The sequence below is a fragment of the Halopseudomonas sp. 4NH20-0008 genome (assembly GCF_057548395.1).
In genome coordinates, this window is record NZ_BAAJMD010000005.1 from 148,883 (window position 1) to 164,253 (window position 15,371).

Sequence of the window (15,371 nt, forward strand, 5' to 3'; positions counted from 1 at the left end):
GTAGCCCATGACCCGTATGGTGATCTGTCGCAAATACAAAGAATCGTTGCCGGGGCTGGAGCGTCCGCCGTATCCGGGGCCCAAGGGCCAGTTGATCTTTGATGAGGTTTCAAAAAAAGCCTGGGATGAGTGGCAGGCGCACCAGACCATGCTGATCAACGAACGTCGACTGAACATGATGGACCCGGAGGATCGTCGCTATATCCAGGGCGAGATGGACAAGTTCCTGGCCGGTGAGGAATACGCCCAGGCCGAGGGCTATGTGCCGCCCGCCGAGTAAGTGCGGTAAGCGGCTGAAAGCACGCAATTATATTTTCCGGTGGCGCTTGACACTCGGCAGTTGAAACCGTTTAATAGCGCCCCGTTGCCCAGATAGCTCAGTTGGTAGAGCAGGGGATTGAAAATCCCCGTGTCGGCGGTTCGATTCCGTCTCTGGGCACCATCATTGCAAAAGCCTGCTGGCTTCGTCAGCGGGCTTTTTTGTTTTTTGCTCCGGCGTTGGCTGCAATGCTGGATTGTGGAACGAAGTTTGCCTTCAATTCAGGGCATGACCGGCACAGCGTTCTTGGTCATGTGCATGAGCTGTGCTAGTTTTGCTGCATAGCAGGACAATGACAGACGGATCTGTTGACCGCCGGCCCCGATCGGCGCCTCCCAACACCCGATGCTGAATGGACAACGATACGTGACACCACCGGCTCTTGAAGTGCGTAATCTGCACAAACGTTATGGCGATCTCGACGTCCTCAAGGGCGTCGATCTGGTCGCTCGCGATGGCGACGTGATCTCCATTCTAGGCTCCTCGGGTTCGGGTAAAAGCACCCTGCTGCGCTGCATCAACCTGCTGGAAAACCCGCACGCCGGACAGATCATCGTTGCCGGTGAAGAAATGAAACTCAAGCCCGGTCGTGATGGTGCTCTGGTCGGCGCTGACAGCAAGCAGATCAATCGCCTGCGCACCCGGGTGGGCTTTGTATTCCAGAGTTTCAACCTGTGGCCGCACATGAGCATCCTCGACAATATCATCGAGGCGCCGCGCCGGGTGCTTGGCCAGTCCAAGGCCGACGCCGTTGGCGCTGCCGAACTGTTTCTGGAAAAGGTTGGCATTGCCGACAAGCGCCATGCCTTCCCGGCGCAGCTGTCCGGTGGTCAGCAGCAACGCGCAGCCATCGCCCGCACCCTGGCCATGCAGCCACGGGTCATCCTCTTTGATGAGCCCACCTCGGCCCTTGACCCGGAAATGGTCAATGAGGTGCTCAGCGTCATTCGTGCGCTGGCCGAGGAGGGACGTACTATGCTGTTGGTTACCCATGAAATGGGCTTTGCCCGTCAGGTGTCGAGCGAAGTGGTTTTTCTGCACCAGGGCCAGGTTGAAGAAATCGGTACCCCGGAGCAGGTTTTCGAGCATGCCAAGTCAGAACGCTGCAGACAATTCATGTCCAGTCATAATTGAGGAGCAGTACCCATGAAAAGCTACAAACAGGTTTTGCTGGCAACTGCCGGCGTCATGTTGTTCAGTACCGCAGTCATGGCAGAAACCCTGCGCATTGGTACCGAAGGCGCCTATCCCCCCTTCAACCTGATCGACAGCAGTGGTGAGGTAGTCGGTTTCGATCTGGATATCGCCCATGCTCTGTGCGAAAAGATGGAGGTCGAGTGCACGGTGGTGACCTCCGACTGGGACGGCATTATCCCGGCCCTGAATACCCGCCGCTTTGATTTCCTTGTGGCCTCCATGTCGATCACCGAAGAGCGCCAGCAGGCAGTCGACTTCACCGAGCCCTACTACACCAACAAGCTGCAGTTTGTGGCGCCCAAGTCGGTGGAGTTTCCGGTTGATGAAGCCAGTCTGCAGGGCAAGACCATTGGCGCCCAGCGCGCGACCATCGCCGGTCAGTGGCTGGAAGACAATATGGGTGATGTGGTCAACATTCGTCTTTACGACACCCAGGAAAACGCCTATCTGGATATGAACGCCGGCCGTATCGACGGCGTGCTGGCTGACAACTTCGTGCAGTACGAATGGCTGCAGAGCGAAGCGGGCGCCAACTTCGAGTTCAAGGGCGAGCCGGTATTCGACAACGACAAGATCGGTATTGCGGTACGCAAGGGTGACCCGCTGCGCACACGTCTGAATGAAGCGCTGCAGGCCATTATTGATGACGGCACCTATGCCGAGATCAACGCCAAGTACTTCCCCTTCAGCATCTATTGACCTGACTGGCCGGGCCCCGTGCGGGGCCCGGAACTGATACGCACCCATGCTTGATTTACACGGATTCGGCCCGGCTCTGATCGAAGGCACCTGGATGACCCTGCGTCTGTCCCTGGCCTCGGTCGCCCTGGGTTTGCTGTTCGGACTGCTCGGTGCTACCGCGCGGACCTCCAACAACCTGCTGTTGCGTGGCATGGGCGGGTTTTACACCTCGGTGGTGCGCGGCATCCCCGAGACCCTCTGGGTGCTGATGGCCTACTTCGGCACCGTCTCGACCATGAACTGGATCGGTAACTTCTTCGGCAACCCCTATCTGACGCTGTCACCCTTTATCGCCGGCACCATCGCCCTGGCGCTGTGTTTTGGTGCCTATGCCGCCGAGGTATTCCGTGGTGCGCTATTGTCGATTGCACCCGGACAACGTGAGGCCGGACTGGCGCTGGGCATGTCGCCCATGCGCATTTTCTGGCGCATCACCCTGCCACAACTCTGGCGAGTGGCATTGCCTGGTCTGGGTAATTTGTACCTGATTCTGCTCAAGGATACCGCGCTGGTATCACTTATCACTCTGGAAGAAATCATGCGTAAGGCTCAGGTCGCAGCCAATGCCACCAAGGAGCCCTTTACCTTCTACTTTATGGCCGCACTGATCTACCTGGGCCTGACGGTGATCATCATGGCTGTCCTGCAGTGGCTTGAAAGCCGTGCCAATCGCGGCTTCACGAGGACCGAGCTATGACCTGGGCAGAACGCTGGGCGCTGCTGTTACGCTGGGCTCCTGATCTGCTGGACGGGACATTGTTGACGCTGCAGATTGTTGCCATCGCCGTGGTCGTTGGTTTGATTCTGGCTATCCCGCTGGGATTGGCGCGAGCCTCGCGGCACTGGTATATCCGTGCCGTTCCCTTCAGTTATATCTTCTTCTTCCGCGGTACGCCCTTGCTGTTGCAGCTTTTTTTGGTCTACTACGGCCTGTCGCAGTTTCAGCTGGTGCGCGAGAGTATGTTCTGGCCCTATCTGCGCGAGCCCTACTGGTGCGCACTGATTACCATGACGCTGCATACCGCGGCCTATATCGCCGAGATTCTGCGCGGTGCCATCCAGGCCGTGCCACCGGGTGAAGTCGAGGCCGCCCGGGCGCTGGGCATGTCCAGGCGTCAGGCGTTGCAGTACATCATTCTGCCCAGGGCGATCCGCATTGGCTTGCCGGCCTATGGTAACGAAGTGATCCTCATGCTCAAGGCCAGTGCCGTGATCTACACCGTTACCCTGATGGACGTGATGGGCGTGGTGCGCACCATCAACTCGCGGACCTATCAGTACGAAATGTTCTTCCTGCTCGCGGGTCTGATCTATCTGGTCATCACCCTGGTGTTCACCCAGCTATTCAAGCTGGTCGAGCGCTGGCTCAAGATCGAGGCCAGCCGCAGGCGCTGATCATGGATCTTGCTGCGCGCTTTGCCGCGCTGGACAGCTGGCTGGCGCAGCATGCCAGCGTCTGGCGAGCCCGGCCCTTTGTCGAGCACAGACTGCCCTGGGAGCAGGATTGGCCGCAGCTGGCGCACTGGCTGCGCCAGCAGAGCCTGGCCCATGCCGAACAGGCGCATACCCGGCTGGACCTGCTTGACGCGCCCGACCCCTTTGCCCGTCTGCTCATTGAAGCCCAGGCCCTGAGCCGGACGCCGGACTGGTGTGTTAGCGAGCCGGACAGTCTTCCCGAGGCGCTTTCACGGCATATGCCGGGGCGCAAGTGGCAACAGGTTCAGCGCTTTGCCCAGGTGACCCAGGCGCAGTTGCAAAGCAAGCCGGAGCACTGGTTGGACTGGTGTGCCGGCAAGGGCCATCTTGGCCGCGTGCTGGCCTGGCAAGGCCGCCAACCGCTGACCTGTCTGGAAATTGATCCACTGCTGGGTGAGCAGGGTGTGGCGCTCAGTCAGGGCCTGGGCATCGATGCCCGGCATCTGCAAGCCGATGTGCTCGACCCGTCAGCCTGGACTGTGTTGCAGCCTGACCAGCACGTGCTGGCCCTGCATGCCTGCGGGCAACTGCATATGACTCTGCTGCAGCAGGCTGTGGCCCATGACTGTGCCGCAGTAGCGCTGTCCCCCTGTTGCTATAACCGCATCGCCACTCGTTACTACCAGCCGCTTTCAGCTGAGGGCCGCGCTGCACAACTGCAATTGAGTCGCGACGATCTGGGTCTGCCTCTGCAGAGTACCCATACCGCCGGACAGCGCAGTCGCCGCTTGCGCGACCAGTCGATGGCCTGGCGTCTGGCCTTTGATCTGTGGCAACGTGAAGCCCGCGGTGTGGACAGCTACCTGCCCACACCGTCACGACCGGAAAGCGCTTTGTCTCAGGGTATGCCGGCGTTCTGCCGGGATCTGGCTGCATATCATCAATTGCACTTGCCCGAGCCGGCCGATTGGCAGGTGCTGGAGAAGCATGGCTGGCAGCGTCTGGCCGAGGTGCGCAATCTCGAGCTGGTGCAGGGCCTGTTCCAGCGTCCGCTGGAAATCTGGTTGCTGCTCGACCGCGCGCTGTTCATGCAGCAGGCAGGTTACCAGGTGCAACTCGGCACCTTTTGCCCCAGCGCCCTGACGCCGCGGAATTTATTGCTGCTGGCCGAGCGCAACAGTGCACCGTTAACACCCAGCCTGTGAACGGCTTGCGCACAGACTTATCCACAGGCAGTCCCGGTTTCAAGTTATCCCCGACTACTGTGCATAAAGACGTGGATGCTTTTGGGGTAAGCGGCTGCATGCCACGAAATACAGGGCCTGCAGACCTGCGATCAAAAATGAATCAAAGTGGATAATTAAGCATAAACAAGAGCTTGCATGGTCTTTGTCAAGTCTTGCGCTAGCATTCGTGCACAAGCTCGATCAATCCCTTGCAAAGCGACTAAATGCGCCTTTTTTCAATCTCATGCCCCGGGTGGCTTTACAGACGGAGCCAGCGCTATATAATGCGTGCCCATGCCGGTATAGCTCAGTTGGTAGAGCAACTGACTTGTAATCAGTAGGTCCCGAGTTCGACTCTTGGTGCCGGCACCACACCCCGAAAGGCCCGCAGCGATGCGGGCCTTTTTTGTTGCGCGATGTTCAGCTGGATTTGGCCTGCCCTGCTTGGCCGATTGCTCACCCTTGCCAGCTGCTTTCAGCCCAGTCTGAACCTAACTGGTTGCGCCGAGTCAAATCCACTGTCCGGTCGAATCCCGATCGTCAGCAGGAGGCTTACCATGACTAGCACCACAGACAAGATCAAAGGTACAACCAACGAAGTGGTTGGTGAGAGCAAGAAGAAAATTGGCCAAGCAATAGGTAACGAGCAGCTTGAAGCCGAAGGCGCTGTGCAGAAAATCAAGGGCCAGGCGCAGAACCTCAAGGGCGATGCCAAAAACAAACTGAAGGACGGTATCGATAAGGCCTGATTGCCTGTTCGAGCCAGCTAAGTTCAAGGATGACCGGGCGCGATGCCCTGTCATCACTTGTTCAGAATCCCTATCAGGCGCATGCCCTGCGGTTGTGATCCGAGGGCGCCGCCGCTATAGTCTTTTCATCTCCATTCTCTGACGAGTCCCGATGACCCAGTCACTGTTTCGTGCCTGTCTGCTTTGGCTGATGATCCTGATCATCCCGGCCCAGGCGGTTGCGGGTGCGCTGTCGGTGAACTGTGCAACCGGGTCGGCAGAGCACCATCAGCCCCAGGCTGAGCACGACCATGGGCAACATGGTAATCACGTCCATGCTGTTGAACAGGCTTCTGCATCTGATACCCGTTCCGACTCGCCACATAGTGGCTGTGCGCTCTGCGCCAGCAGTTGCCATGCCCTTAGTACCCTGACCAGCCATAGTCTGCCGGGCCTGCCCGTGCCAGCGTCTGTACTTGGCGCGCTGGTCGGTTACCAGGATTTTACCGGGCAGAGCCCGGAACCGCTTAAACGACCGCCCCGCCTCCACACTCTGTGAATCTGCAACGGCTCCTGTCGAGCTGAACCTGTTCCTGATCGGTTGATGCCGATCTGATCGCAGAGGTGATCATGTTCTTTCCAAAGTATGCCCTTTTCGGCCTGTTGGCCGCACTGACTTTGCCTGCACAGGCCCAGTCGAATTCACTGCCCAAATCGCAGACAAGTCCGTCTGCACAGGTGGCCGTGCCGCCACTTCAGTACAGCTCGCCGCTACGCCAATACCAGGCTTACGCCCCACAAAGCCCGGCTGACTGGCGCGAAGCCAACGATACGGTGGCGCGCATTGGTGGCTGGCAGGCCTATGCTGCCGAGGTCTGGGAGGCCAGTCAGAAGGCTGATGGTAACGGCGCCGAGAGCAGCGATGTGCCGGCAGCCCCTGCACACCACCATCACTAGGGGGCTTACATGCATAGGCTATTGAGTTTACCCATGCGCATGACGGCACCCCTGTTGCTGCTGACATTGGCCGGCTGTGCCAGTCTGGCGCCGGAGGCCAGCCTTGATCAGGTGCAGCAGCAGAGTGCCGAGCTGACTGGACAGCAACAGCTGCACTGGGTACGTGATGAAGAGCAGGCTGCGGTGTTGCGCGAGCGCATCGACACCCTGCTGCAGGCGCCACTGACGCTGGACGCGGCAGTGGATATTGCGCTGATGAATAATCCCGGACTGCAGGCCCGCCTGTTTGATCTGGGTATTGCCGATGCCGAGCGGGTGCAGGCCAGTCGGCTGGCCAATCCGGGGTTCTCTATCGGCCGCTCGACCCGCGGTTCCGAGGTCGAGTGGGAGCGTGGCTTGCACCTGAATCTGGCCAGTCTGCTGGCGCTGCCTCTGACTCGACGCATGGCCGAGGGTCAGAGTGAGCAGGTGCAGCAGGAGGTCAGTCTGGAGGTCATGCGCCTGGCGACGGAAACCCGCATAGCCTGGTACCAGGCGGTAGCCGCACAGCAGAGTCTGGATTACAGCCAGCAGGTATTGCAGGCCGCTGAAGCCAGCGCCGAGTTGGCCCGGCGCATGGCCGAGGTTGGCAATTACAGTGCCCTGCAACAGGCCCGTGAGCAGAGCTTTTATGCCGAGGCGGCACTGGCGCATTTGCAGGCAACCCGCGACCTCATGGCGCGCCGTGAGCAACTGATCCGCCTGCTTGGGCTCTGGGGTGAGCAGACGGCGCTGATATTGCCCAAGCGGCTGCCGGATCTGCCACATCATCCGCTGGATCAACCGGATATCGAACAACAGGCCATGGCCAGCCGTCTCGATGTACAGGCTGCGAAGCTGGCAAGCGAGAGGCTGGCTAGCAATCTGCAGCTGGGTCGCGCGACGCGCTTTATCAATGTGCTGGAGTTGGGTCTGAGCAACAACAGTTCCAACGAGGAGCCGGTGCAGCGTGGTGTTGAACTCAGTGTCGAGTTGCCGCTGTTTGATTGGAGCGGTGCACGCATGGCCGGCAACGAAGCACGTTACCAGCAGCAACTGCAGCGCACCGCCGAGGTGGCGATCAATGCCCGCTCACAGGTGCGTGAGCGCTACCTGAGTTACCGCAGTGCCTGGGATGTCGCCGCCCATTACCGTGACGAAATAGTGCCCCTGCGCAAGCGCATCAGCGAAGAAAACCTGCTGCGCTACAACGGCATGTTTATTGGCGTCTTTGATCTGCTCGCCGACGCACGTGAACAGGTGCAAACAGTAAATCGCTATCTGCAGGCCCAGCGTGATTTCTGGGTTGCCCAATCCGAGCTGGATCTGGTGCGCTTCGGTCCGGTTGAAGCGAGTCAAATCAGCGCGGCTACCAACCCATCTGCTGCCCCCGCCGGAGGACATTGAACATGGTTTCACGTCGTGATTTTGTTATGGGGGCGGGTGCGATCAGCGCGGCGGTGGCGGCTTCATCGGTCAGCCGTGTGGCCATGGCCGGGCTGCCCGAGCCGGTTATCCAGACCAGCCCGAACACCTTGCCGCCGCTTGAGCCGTCCAACGGTAGACCTTACAAGCCGGTAGTCACCCTGAATGGCTGGACGCTGCCCTGGCGCATGAACAACGGCGTCAAGGAGTTCCATCTGGTGGCCGAACCGGTAGTGCGGGAAATGGCGCCCGGATTCAACGCCCATCTGTGGGGCTACAACGGCCAGTCGCCGGGTCCGACCATTGAAGTGGTGGAAGGTGACCGCGTACGGGTGTTCGTTACCAACAAGCTGCCGGAACACACCAGTATTCACTGGCACGGCCAGCGTCTGCCCAACGGTATGGATGGTGTTGCGGGACTTAACCAGCGGGCGATCCCGGTGGGCAAGACCTATGTCTACGAATTCGAGGCCAAGCGCCCTGGTACCTTCATGTATCACCCGCATGCCGATGAAATGGTGCAGATGGCCATGGGCATGATGGGCTTCTGGGTCACCCATCCGCGGCAAGCCCACCCGAATATCGATGAAGTGGACCGCGATTACTGTTTTCTGCTCAACGCCTATGACGTCGAGCCGGGCAGCTACACGCCGAAGATCATGGAGATGCTCGACTTCAATATCTGGTCGTTCAACAGCCGGATTTTCCCCGGCATTGATCCGCTGGTGGCACGCAAGGATGACAAGGTGCGGATTCGGGTCGGCAACCTGACCATGACCAATCACCCGATTCATCTGCACGGTCACGAGTTTGAAGTGACCGGCACCGATGGTGGGCCGGTACCTCGGAGCGCGCGCTGGCCGGAGGTCACCACCGATGTCGCAGTCGGACAGATGCGCCAGATCGAGTTCATTGCCAGCGAGCCGGGGGACTGGGCGCTGCATTGCCACAAGAGTCATCACACCATGAACGCCATGGGGCATGACGTGCCGACCATGGTCGGTGTGGATCATCGCAAGGTCGTCACCCAGATCAGCAATCTGATTCCCGACTACATGGTGATGGGTGAGCGCGGCATGGCCGATATGGCCGAAATGCAGATGCCGCTGCCGGACAATACGGTGCCGATGATGACCGGTGACGGCCCCTTCGGATCGGTGGAAATGGGCGGCATGTTCACCATGCTCAAGGTCAGGGAAAACCAGCCGACGGGGGATTACAGCGACCCCGGCTGGTACCGGCAGCCTCCCGGAACCCAGGCCTTCGAATGGACCGGACCATTGGCTGAGCCGGCACGTTTCAAGTCCGAGACAGCAACAGGCACACCTGCGGTGGAAGTACAGGTGCGCAAACCTGGCGGCCATGCCGGTCACTGATTGCAGGAGAGAAATATGATGCATAAGAAATCGATTTCAGCGCTGGGTTTTGCGCTGGCATTGGGCGCGCTATCTCTAAGCGCCTGGGGCCATGGCGCCGCCGACAACAGTGAGCGGGCTGCCTTGCCAGCGGAGCAGAAGCCCTGGGGCATAGGTGCTGAGGAGGATCGGGTTGACCGTGAGCTGGTCATTCGCATGGGCGATGACATGCGCTTCAGTCCTGACTATATCGAGGCTGAAGAAGGGGAAACACTGCGACTGGTGATCATCAACGAGGGGCAAATGCGCCACGAACTGGTGCTGGGTACGGCGCAGGAGCTGGAGGCGCACGCGGCCATGATGGCGAAATACCCCGGCATGGAGCACGACGAACCCTATATGGCGCATGTGGAACCGGGTCAGACCCAGAGCATGCTCTGGACCTTCAATCGGGCCGGGCGTTTTGAATTTGCCTGTCTGCTGCCGGGGCACTTTCAAGCCGGCATGCTGGGCAGTGTGCAGGTGGACGCTCAGCCTCTTTCCAACCAATGATCCAAGGAAGCAGAAAATGAAAAAGTTATTCGCAGTCTGTGTGTTGAGTCTGATTACCGCGGTTTCTGCCCTGGCAGACAGCCCGGTGGCCATGAGCGAGGGCGAGTTGCGGCGGATTGATCAGGCCGGTCAGCGCGTCACCCTGCGCCACGGGCCGATCGATAATCTGAAGATGCCCCCCATGACCATGGTGTTTCGCCTGGCCGAGGGTGTGGATCTGAAGGGGCTGGCGGCCGGTGATCAGGTCCGCTTTCGGGCCGAAAATGAGGACGGCAGTTATGTGGTGACCGCGCTGGAAAAGGCCGAGTAAGACAGCTCGTCATCTGTCAGGCCAGCGGCATGCAGCCGACGCTGTTGCTGCTGGCCTGATAGACCGGCGCAAAACCACCTCCGGGCGTGCGAAAGTTGGTGGTTTGACCCTGATACAGGCGGGCTGCGACCCACTGTACCTGACCTTGATAGACGTAGTTGCGCAGGTCGAACTTGAGTATTGGACCATCAGGTCCGGCTGATAGCGCCCTCTGTCCGGGTGCTACCAGTGCCTGGGCGACGTAGTCGCCAGCCAGAATATCCTGCCAGACCCTGTGGGTCAGCTTGTCGCCACGGTAGGTTGCGCGCCCGCCGTAGCCTGCGCTGGGTTTGAAAAAAAGCCCCTTGCGTGCCTGCCATAGCGCGTCTGAGTTGGCGGTAGTGACCTGGCGGGTGCGTGGAATGCCTGCCAGCAAGATGGCCTGTGTACTGTCAGGGACACCGAGCTCGGTCAGCGTCTCTGCCTGGCTGAGCAGCACCAGATTATGCTTGTTGGCATAGAGCGCATGGGCGCGCGGGTTGGGCGACAGCACCACCTGGTCGTCCAGATAGGCACTACGCAATACCGCATGGGCCGGGTCATCGAGCAGGAAATCAGTCAGCCGGTTATAGACCAGGTCAATCTCCAGATCGGCGTGCATCAGACGCTGGCCGCGCAGCGTCAGCTCGGCTGGATCGGTAATTACACTGCGAATGCCGTGCGCTTCGAACAGTTGCTGGAACAGCAGAAACTCACCATAGAGGTATTGTTCCTGCGGCGCGCTATCGACTATCGCGATGCTGCGCAGTGGCAGGCTGTGGCCGGATTGCGCCCATTCCTGGCGGAACATGGCAACAATAGCCTGCTCCATGGCCTCGGCCAGTGCCGGAGGCGGTATCAGACCTTCTACTTCCATGCAGCAGGCCCGTTGCGCGCGGGCCAATAGGGTATTGAGCATGGCACCGCCGGCATTGGTGTTGATTTCGATCAGCCCGAAACCGCTCTCCGTGACATGGAAGTCATAGCCCATGAAGACCCCGGATGCGGTGCTGGGATGGCGGGCGATAGCCGGTGCTTTAGCCAGCACGTGCTGTTGATAGGCCGGCATGGCCAGCACCGATTCAATCGCCGTGATCAATTCCTGCATGCGAGCCATGTGGGTGTCTGAGACAAACACCGGGCGGCTGGCAAACAGGGTTGGGCAACGTGTCTGCAGCAGCTCGAACAGATCAGGTTGCCCTACTCCGGACTCGATTGCGCTGCGGAGAGCCTGCTGATCCAGGCTGATGCAAAAGCAGTCCTTGTTCAGGGTGTTGGTCAAGGTAGCGACGGCGCTGTCAGTCATTGCTGTTCCATGTGGCAGTCTGAGTGCTTGTGCTTTCCCGTTCTTGCCAGACCGGCGGCAGCTTGGACGGCTTGCGCTGAGTTCGGGAACAGGATTTTTTCACAACAGCATAGGCTGCACGCAGTCACGCAGGCAATCAGGTTCGCCGGTTATGGTACGTAGCTACCACACGTGGCTAGCGTCAGCCTCTCTTGGGTGAGTAGAAGCGAGTGCGGGCAGGGCTCAGGGTGTCAGGCGTACTTCAATACGCTGGTTCTGCCGGGCAATGGCGTTCCACTCGCCAGCCGTGAGGAAGCGGTCGATCTGCGGATAGTCCACCTGCGGCCGGTTATCCTGGGGTGGGTTGATCACCAGGCGAATGCGGCTGCCCTCGACCACTGGCTGACGCTTGGCAAAGTTGGCAAAAGCCAGGGTTTCCTGGGCGCCACTGCGCTGCAGACGCTCCAGCTCACTGCTGATAACTTCACAGTCGGCCGCTGGAAGGGCGTCGGGGGCCAGGGTCATGCTGCCACGCTCATCCTGCACCAGACAGAATTGCCCCGTGTGCGCGGTGAGCTGGATACGACCCTGAAAGCCGCCCTGGTGCAGCGATTGAATCAGTGCTGTGAGCTCGTTCAACTTCTGGTCATTGAAGGGCACGTCAGCAAACCCGAACTGCCCCTGACGGCTCAGCGACCATTCCAGCGCACGCAGAAGTGCGTTCTTCTCACTGTCCGTTCTGCTGCGTTGCTGTGCCAACGCATCTTGTAGCTGGCGATTGAGTGGGCTATCAGCTGTCGGGCTGTCCATCACGGCGCCTGGACCCGCAGCGGCGCCGTTGTCAGCCAGCAGCAGATTGTACAAGCCAAGACTCAGCAGCATGCCCAGCAATGCACCACCGAGCAGGCTTGGCCAGCGCCTGGGCGCTGGGCGCAGGTCAATATTGTTCAGTTGGTCGGCCATGGTGCGCAGTTCGGAGACCATGCTGGCGCGGAGTTTTTGCGTTTGCTGGTCAAGGTGCGGCTTGAGCAGCCGGATCATGGCCTCATCGGCGGCATCACGGGCCAGCGCTTCAATTTCCCGCGAGGCCGATAGCGGCTCCGCTTCGGCCATGACCGGCTCGGCAGCGGGGCTGCTGGCTGTGCTGATGGCGGAGCTGGGGTCGTCCAGCAAATGCAGCGAGTTGAGGACGGCCAACAGGTCAACGGACTTCATTTCCTTGGGCAGTACGCCCACGGCACCCAAAGCGCGGGCCTGGCTCAGATAGACTTCGCCGCCGTCGCGCGAGGTATACATCATGATCGGGATCAAGGCGGTATCGGGGTCGCTCTTGATAATGCGCACGGCCTCCAGACCATCGATGCCGGGCATCATATGGTCCATGAAGATGGCGTGGGGTTTGTTGTACAGCAGGTATTCCAGCGCATCCTCGGCTGAAACCGCCTCATCAACAACGATGCCGTGTTCCCGCAGCAGACGTTTTAGTACCAGTCGGGCAGAGCGGGAGTCGTCTACCACCAGTGCGCGTTTGGAGCCCATGACCGTCCCTGAATCAGTGCAGCAGGCTGACGAAAGCCTTGTTGTTATAGGTGGTTGCTGCCAACGGCATGCACGCAACCTTTACTTGATTAGGACTAAAAAGGCTGAAAAGAACTATCGCCCATATGGGCTAGGACGCAGTAAACACGGGCCTTGGTTAGACATGGCAGCTGAAGCCAATTACCTGGTCACAATAAGCCGTCTGCCTGATGGCTGTACGCAGCTATAGTGGTTGCTGTTAGCTGTGTTTGTTTTGGAAAAATAACAAGGATCCTTATGGATGTTTTCAGTTTCTTGCATGCCATGGTTGAGCAGTCTGGCTCGGATCTGTATTTCAGTGTCGGTGCGCCGGTCAATCTGAAACGCGATGGTGAGGTGGTTGCGCTGGATGGCTTGCCGCTTGAAAGTGGCATGGTCAAGCAACTGGCCTATCAGTTGATGAACCAGAAACAGATTGCCGAGTTCGAGCGCACGCTGGAGATGAATCTGGGTATCGGTATCCCCGGCGCCGGTCGTTTCAGGATCAATGTGTTTTACCAGCGTGGCGAGGTGGCCATGGTCATCCGTCATATCAATAACGTGATTCCTGGCATTGAAGCGCTCGGCTTGCCGTTGAAACTGCGTGAGCTGGTGATGCTCGACCGCGGGTTGGTGTTGGTGATCGGCGCTGCCGGCTCCGGCAAGTCAACCACCCTGGCGTCCATGATTGACTACCGCAATACCCACCAGACCGGGCATATCATCTGCATTGAAGAGCCTGTGGAGTTTCTGCATCAACACAAGCTGTCGATCGTCAATCAGCGTGAGGTCGGACTGGACACCTTCAGTTTTGCCGAGGCCCTGCGCAATGTGCTCCGCGAGTCGCCGGATGTCATCATGATTGGTGAAATCCGTGATCGCGAAACCATGCAGCATGCGCTGCACTACAGTGAAACCGGTCACCTGGTACTGGCTACCCTGCATGCAACCAATACCGTGCAGGCGATTGAGCGGATGATCAATCTGTTTCCCAAGGACAGTCGCCAGCAGGTGCTGGGTGATATTTCCATGAACCTGGCTGCGGTGGTTGGTCAGCGATTGTTGCGTGGCACGCGCAAGAAACGATTGCCAGCAGTAGAGCTGCTGTTGCGCACGCCCTATATCGTCGATCTGATCGCACGAGATGAATTGGGTGAGATACGCTCAGCCATGGGGCGTAGCCGCGAGCTGGGTCTGCAAACCTTTGATCAGCACCTGTACATGCTGCTGGAGGCGGGTGAGATCAGCATGGATGAGGCCTTGCACCATGCCGACTCACGCACCGATCTGTTGCTCAAGACCAAGCTTGAGCATGGTTTTGCCCAGGCTGATTCGGAGCTTAAGGTGATGCGCGACGCCGATTGACAGAGGGATACCTAGTTCGCTCAGGCGCTGCCGATATGCCAGGTCTGCAGAGACTCACGTAGTTGCGCAGGGATCGGCGCGGGGCGTCCGCTTTGTTGATCAATCACCACCATCACGCTGTTGGCAGCGGCCTGCACCTCGCCCTTGGCGCGCACACAGGCGGTAAACACAAAGGACGTATTACCGATATGGCTGATGCCCGACGCCAGATCAACCGGCGGCCAGCCCGGCTGAAAATGCGCAAAGCTGATATCGGCTGAGGCAATCAGTATGCCCAGACCCTGCAGGTCAAGCTGACGGATGCCGCCAAAGCGGGCCTGTTCAATATAGCGCGCCAGCGCCGCCTCACTGCGCTGGCTATCGGCATCCAGGTCGGCATAGCGCGGTGTCAGCTGCTGATGCACCGGAAACCCTTCTACCCTATCCAGCAGGCTCAAGTAGCGGGCTTCAGGCAGCGGCTCGGGACTTTCGCCACTTAGCTGTTGTATCAGTTCATGCGTTGCCTGAGGCAGCTCAACCCGCTGGCCGTTTTCGTAGCCGCCAATCAGGCAGTCCTGGGTGCCCACCAGCTCGCTGTTCTGATACAGCTCATTGCGTACCCGATAACTATGCTGATCGCAGCCCAGATAGGTTAGGCGAGCAGTCAGATCGCTGCCGTACCAACTGACCTGGCGGTATTGGGTAATGCTGCGCAGGGGTCTGAGACGCACTGTGTCAGAAAACCAGGCGTCCTTGCCGAGCAGGTCAATCTGCGCCAGGATTCGCGCCTCTTGATGCAGTTGATAGATGCGCGAGTTGTTGACGTGTCGCCAGGTGTCGAGATCGGTATAGCGCGGGGTTAAGTGGCATTCGAAGTGACTTGGGGCGCTCATGGTCTTGGCTGTTCCTGGCTGCGTAAACGG

At 59.2% G+C, this 15,371-nt stretch carries 17 protein-coding genes and 2 tRNA genes; 16 read left to right on the plus strand and 3 right to left on the minus strand.

The window, feature by feature from the left end; genetic code table 11:
* Nucleotides 1-7: 7 nt before the first annotated feature.
* The 15 genes from AC27HQ_RS07100 to AC27HQ_RS07170 all read left to right on the plus strand — a co-directional run bounded on the left by AC27HQ_RS07100 (nucleotide 8) and on the right by AC27HQ_RS07170 (nucleotide 10,244).
* Nucleotides 8-280 (plus strand): oxidative damage protection protein, encoded by a 273-nt coding sequence (locus AC27HQ_RS07100; protein WP_487155447.1) that lies wholly within the window; start codon nucleotides 8-10, stop codon nucleotides 278-280.
* 86 nt (nucleotides 281-366) lie between these two features.
* Nucleotides 367-442, plus strand: a tRNA-Phe gene (locus tag AC27HQ_RS07105).
* Nucleotides 443-685: 243 nt separating this feature from the next.
* Nucleotides 686-1,453 (plus strand): ABC transporter ATP-binding protein, encoded by a 768-nt coding sequence (locus AC27HQ_RS07110; RefSeq protein ID WP_487155448.1) that lies wholly within the window; start codon nucleotides 686-688, stop codon nucleotides 1,451-1,453.
* A 12-nt stretch (nucleotides 1,454-1,465) separates the two neighbouring features.
* Nucleotides 1,466-2,215, plus strand: coding sequence for an ABC transporter substrate-binding protein (locus AC27HQ_RS07115; protein ID WP_487155449.1), 750 nt, complete (start codon nucleotides 1,466-1,468; stop codon nucleotides 2,213-2,215).
* A 46-nt stretch (nucleotides 2,216-2,261) separates the two neighbouring features.
* Complete coding sequence (locus tag AC27HQ_RS07120; protein WP_487155450.1) at nucleotides 2,262-2,954, plus strand: ABC transporter permease; 693 nt, start codon at nucleotides 2,262-2,264, stop codon at nucleotides 2,952-2,954.
* Nucleotides 2,951-3,652, plus strand: coding sequence for an ABC transporter permease (locus AC27HQ_RS07125; protein ID WP_487155451.1), 702 nt, complete (start codon nucleotides 2,951-2,953; stop codon nucleotides 3,650-3,652). The genes AC27HQ_RS07120 and AC27HQ_RS07125 overlap by 4 nt, the downstream gene beginning before the upstream one ends.
* Nucleotides 3,653-3,654: 2 nt before the next feature.
* Nucleotides 3,655-4,878, plus strand: coding sequence for a methyltransferase (locus AC27HQ_RS07130; RefSeq protein ID WP_487155452.1), 1,224 nt, complete (start codon nucleotides 3,655-3,657; stop codon nucleotides 4,876-4,878).
* A gap of 317 nt (nucleotides 4,879-5,195) precedes the next feature.
* A tRNA-Thr gene (locus tag AC27HQ_RS07135) sits at nucleotides 5,196-5,271 on the plus strand.
* Nucleotides 5,272-5,456: 185 nt separating this feature from the next.
* Entirely contained in the window at nucleotides 5,457-5,648 is a 192-nt protein-coding gene (locus tag AC27HQ_RS07140; protein ID WP_487155453.1) for a CsbD family protein, read from the plus strand.
* A 151-nt stretch (nucleotides 5,649-5,799) separates the two neighbouring features.
* On the plus strand, nucleotides 5,800-6,186 hold the full coding sequence (locus tag AC27HQ_RS07145; RefSeq protein WP_487155454.1) for a hypothetical protein: 387 nt from the start codon (nucleotides 5,800-5,802) through the stop codon (nucleotides 6,184-6,186).
* Nucleotides 6,187-6,257: 71 nt separating this feature from the next.
* On the plus strand, nucleotides 6,258-6,584 hold the full coding sequence (locus AC27HQ_RS07150; protein ID WP_487155455.1) for a hypothetical protein: 327 nt from the start codon (nucleotides 6,258-6,260) through the stop codon (nucleotides 6,582-6,584).
* A gap of 9 nt (nucleotides 6,585-6,593) precedes the next feature.
* Nucleotides 6,594-8,009, plus strand: a complete 1,416-nt coding sequence (locus AC27HQ_RS07155; protein ID WP_487155456.1) for a TolC family protein — start codon at nucleotides 6,594-6,596, stop codon at nucleotides 8,007-8,009.
* Between the two features lie 2 nt (nucleotides 8,010-8,011).
* Entirely contained in the window at nucleotides 8,012-9,403 is a 1,392-nt protein-coding gene (locus AC27HQ_RS07160; protein WP_487155457.1) for a multicopper oxidase family protein, read from the plus strand.
* A 15-nt stretch (nucleotides 9,404-9,418) separates the two neighbouring features.
* Nucleotides 9,419-9,934, plus strand: a complete 516-nt coding sequence (locus tag AC27HQ_RS07165) for a cupredoxin domain-containing protein (RefSeq protein WP_487155458.1) — start codon at nucleotides 9,419-9,421, stop codon at nucleotides 9,932-9,934.
* A gap of 16 nt (nucleotides 9,935-9,950) precedes the next feature.
* Nucleotides 9,951-10,244, plus strand: coding sequence for a copper-binding protein (locus tag AC27HQ_RS07170; protein ID WP_487155459.1), 294 nt, complete (start codon nucleotides 9,951-9,953; stop codon nucleotides 10,242-10,244).
* Between the two features lie 16 nt (nucleotides 10,245-10,260).
* Here the strand turns inward: AC27HQ_RS07170 and AC27HQ_RS07175 are convergent, their stop codons facing one another.
* Together AC27HQ_RS07175 and AC27HQ_RS07180 are read right to left on the minus strand one after the other, a co-directional pair.
* Complete coding sequence (locus AC27HQ_RS07175) at nucleotides 10,261-11,568, minus strand: hypothetical protein (RefSeq protein ID WP_487155460.1); 1,308 nt, start codon at nucleotides 11,566-11,568, stop codon at nucleotides 10,261-10,263.
* 222 nt (nucleotides 11,569-11,790) lie between these two features.
* Nucleotides 11,791-13,086: a response regulator gene (locus tag AC27HQ_RS07180; protein WP_487155461.1), complete on the minus strand. Its 1,296-nt coding sequence runs from the start codon at nucleotides 13,084-13,086 to the stop codon at nucleotides 11,791-11,793.
* 276 nt (nucleotides 13,087-13,362) lie between these two features.
* On the opposite strand from AC27HQ_RS07180, the gene AC27HQ_RS07185 reads away from it, so the two are divergent.
* Nucleotides 13,363-14,469, plus strand: coding sequence for a PilT/PilU family type 4a pilus ATPase (locus tag AC27HQ_RS07185; RefSeq protein ID WP_487155462.1), 1,107 nt, complete (start codon nucleotides 13,363-13,365; stop codon nucleotides 14,467-14,469).
* A gap of 20 nt (nucleotides 14,470-14,489) precedes the next feature.
* Here the strand turns inward: AC27HQ_RS07185 and AC27HQ_RS07190 are convergent, their stop codons facing one another.
* Nucleotides 14,490-15,341 (minus strand): acyl-CoA thioesterase, encoded by an 852-nt coding sequence (locus AC27HQ_RS07190; RefSeq protein ID WP_487155463.1) that lies wholly within the window; start codon nucleotides 15,339-15,341, stop codon nucleotides 14,490-14,492.
* Nucleotides 15,342-15,371 lie beyond the last annotated feature (30 nt).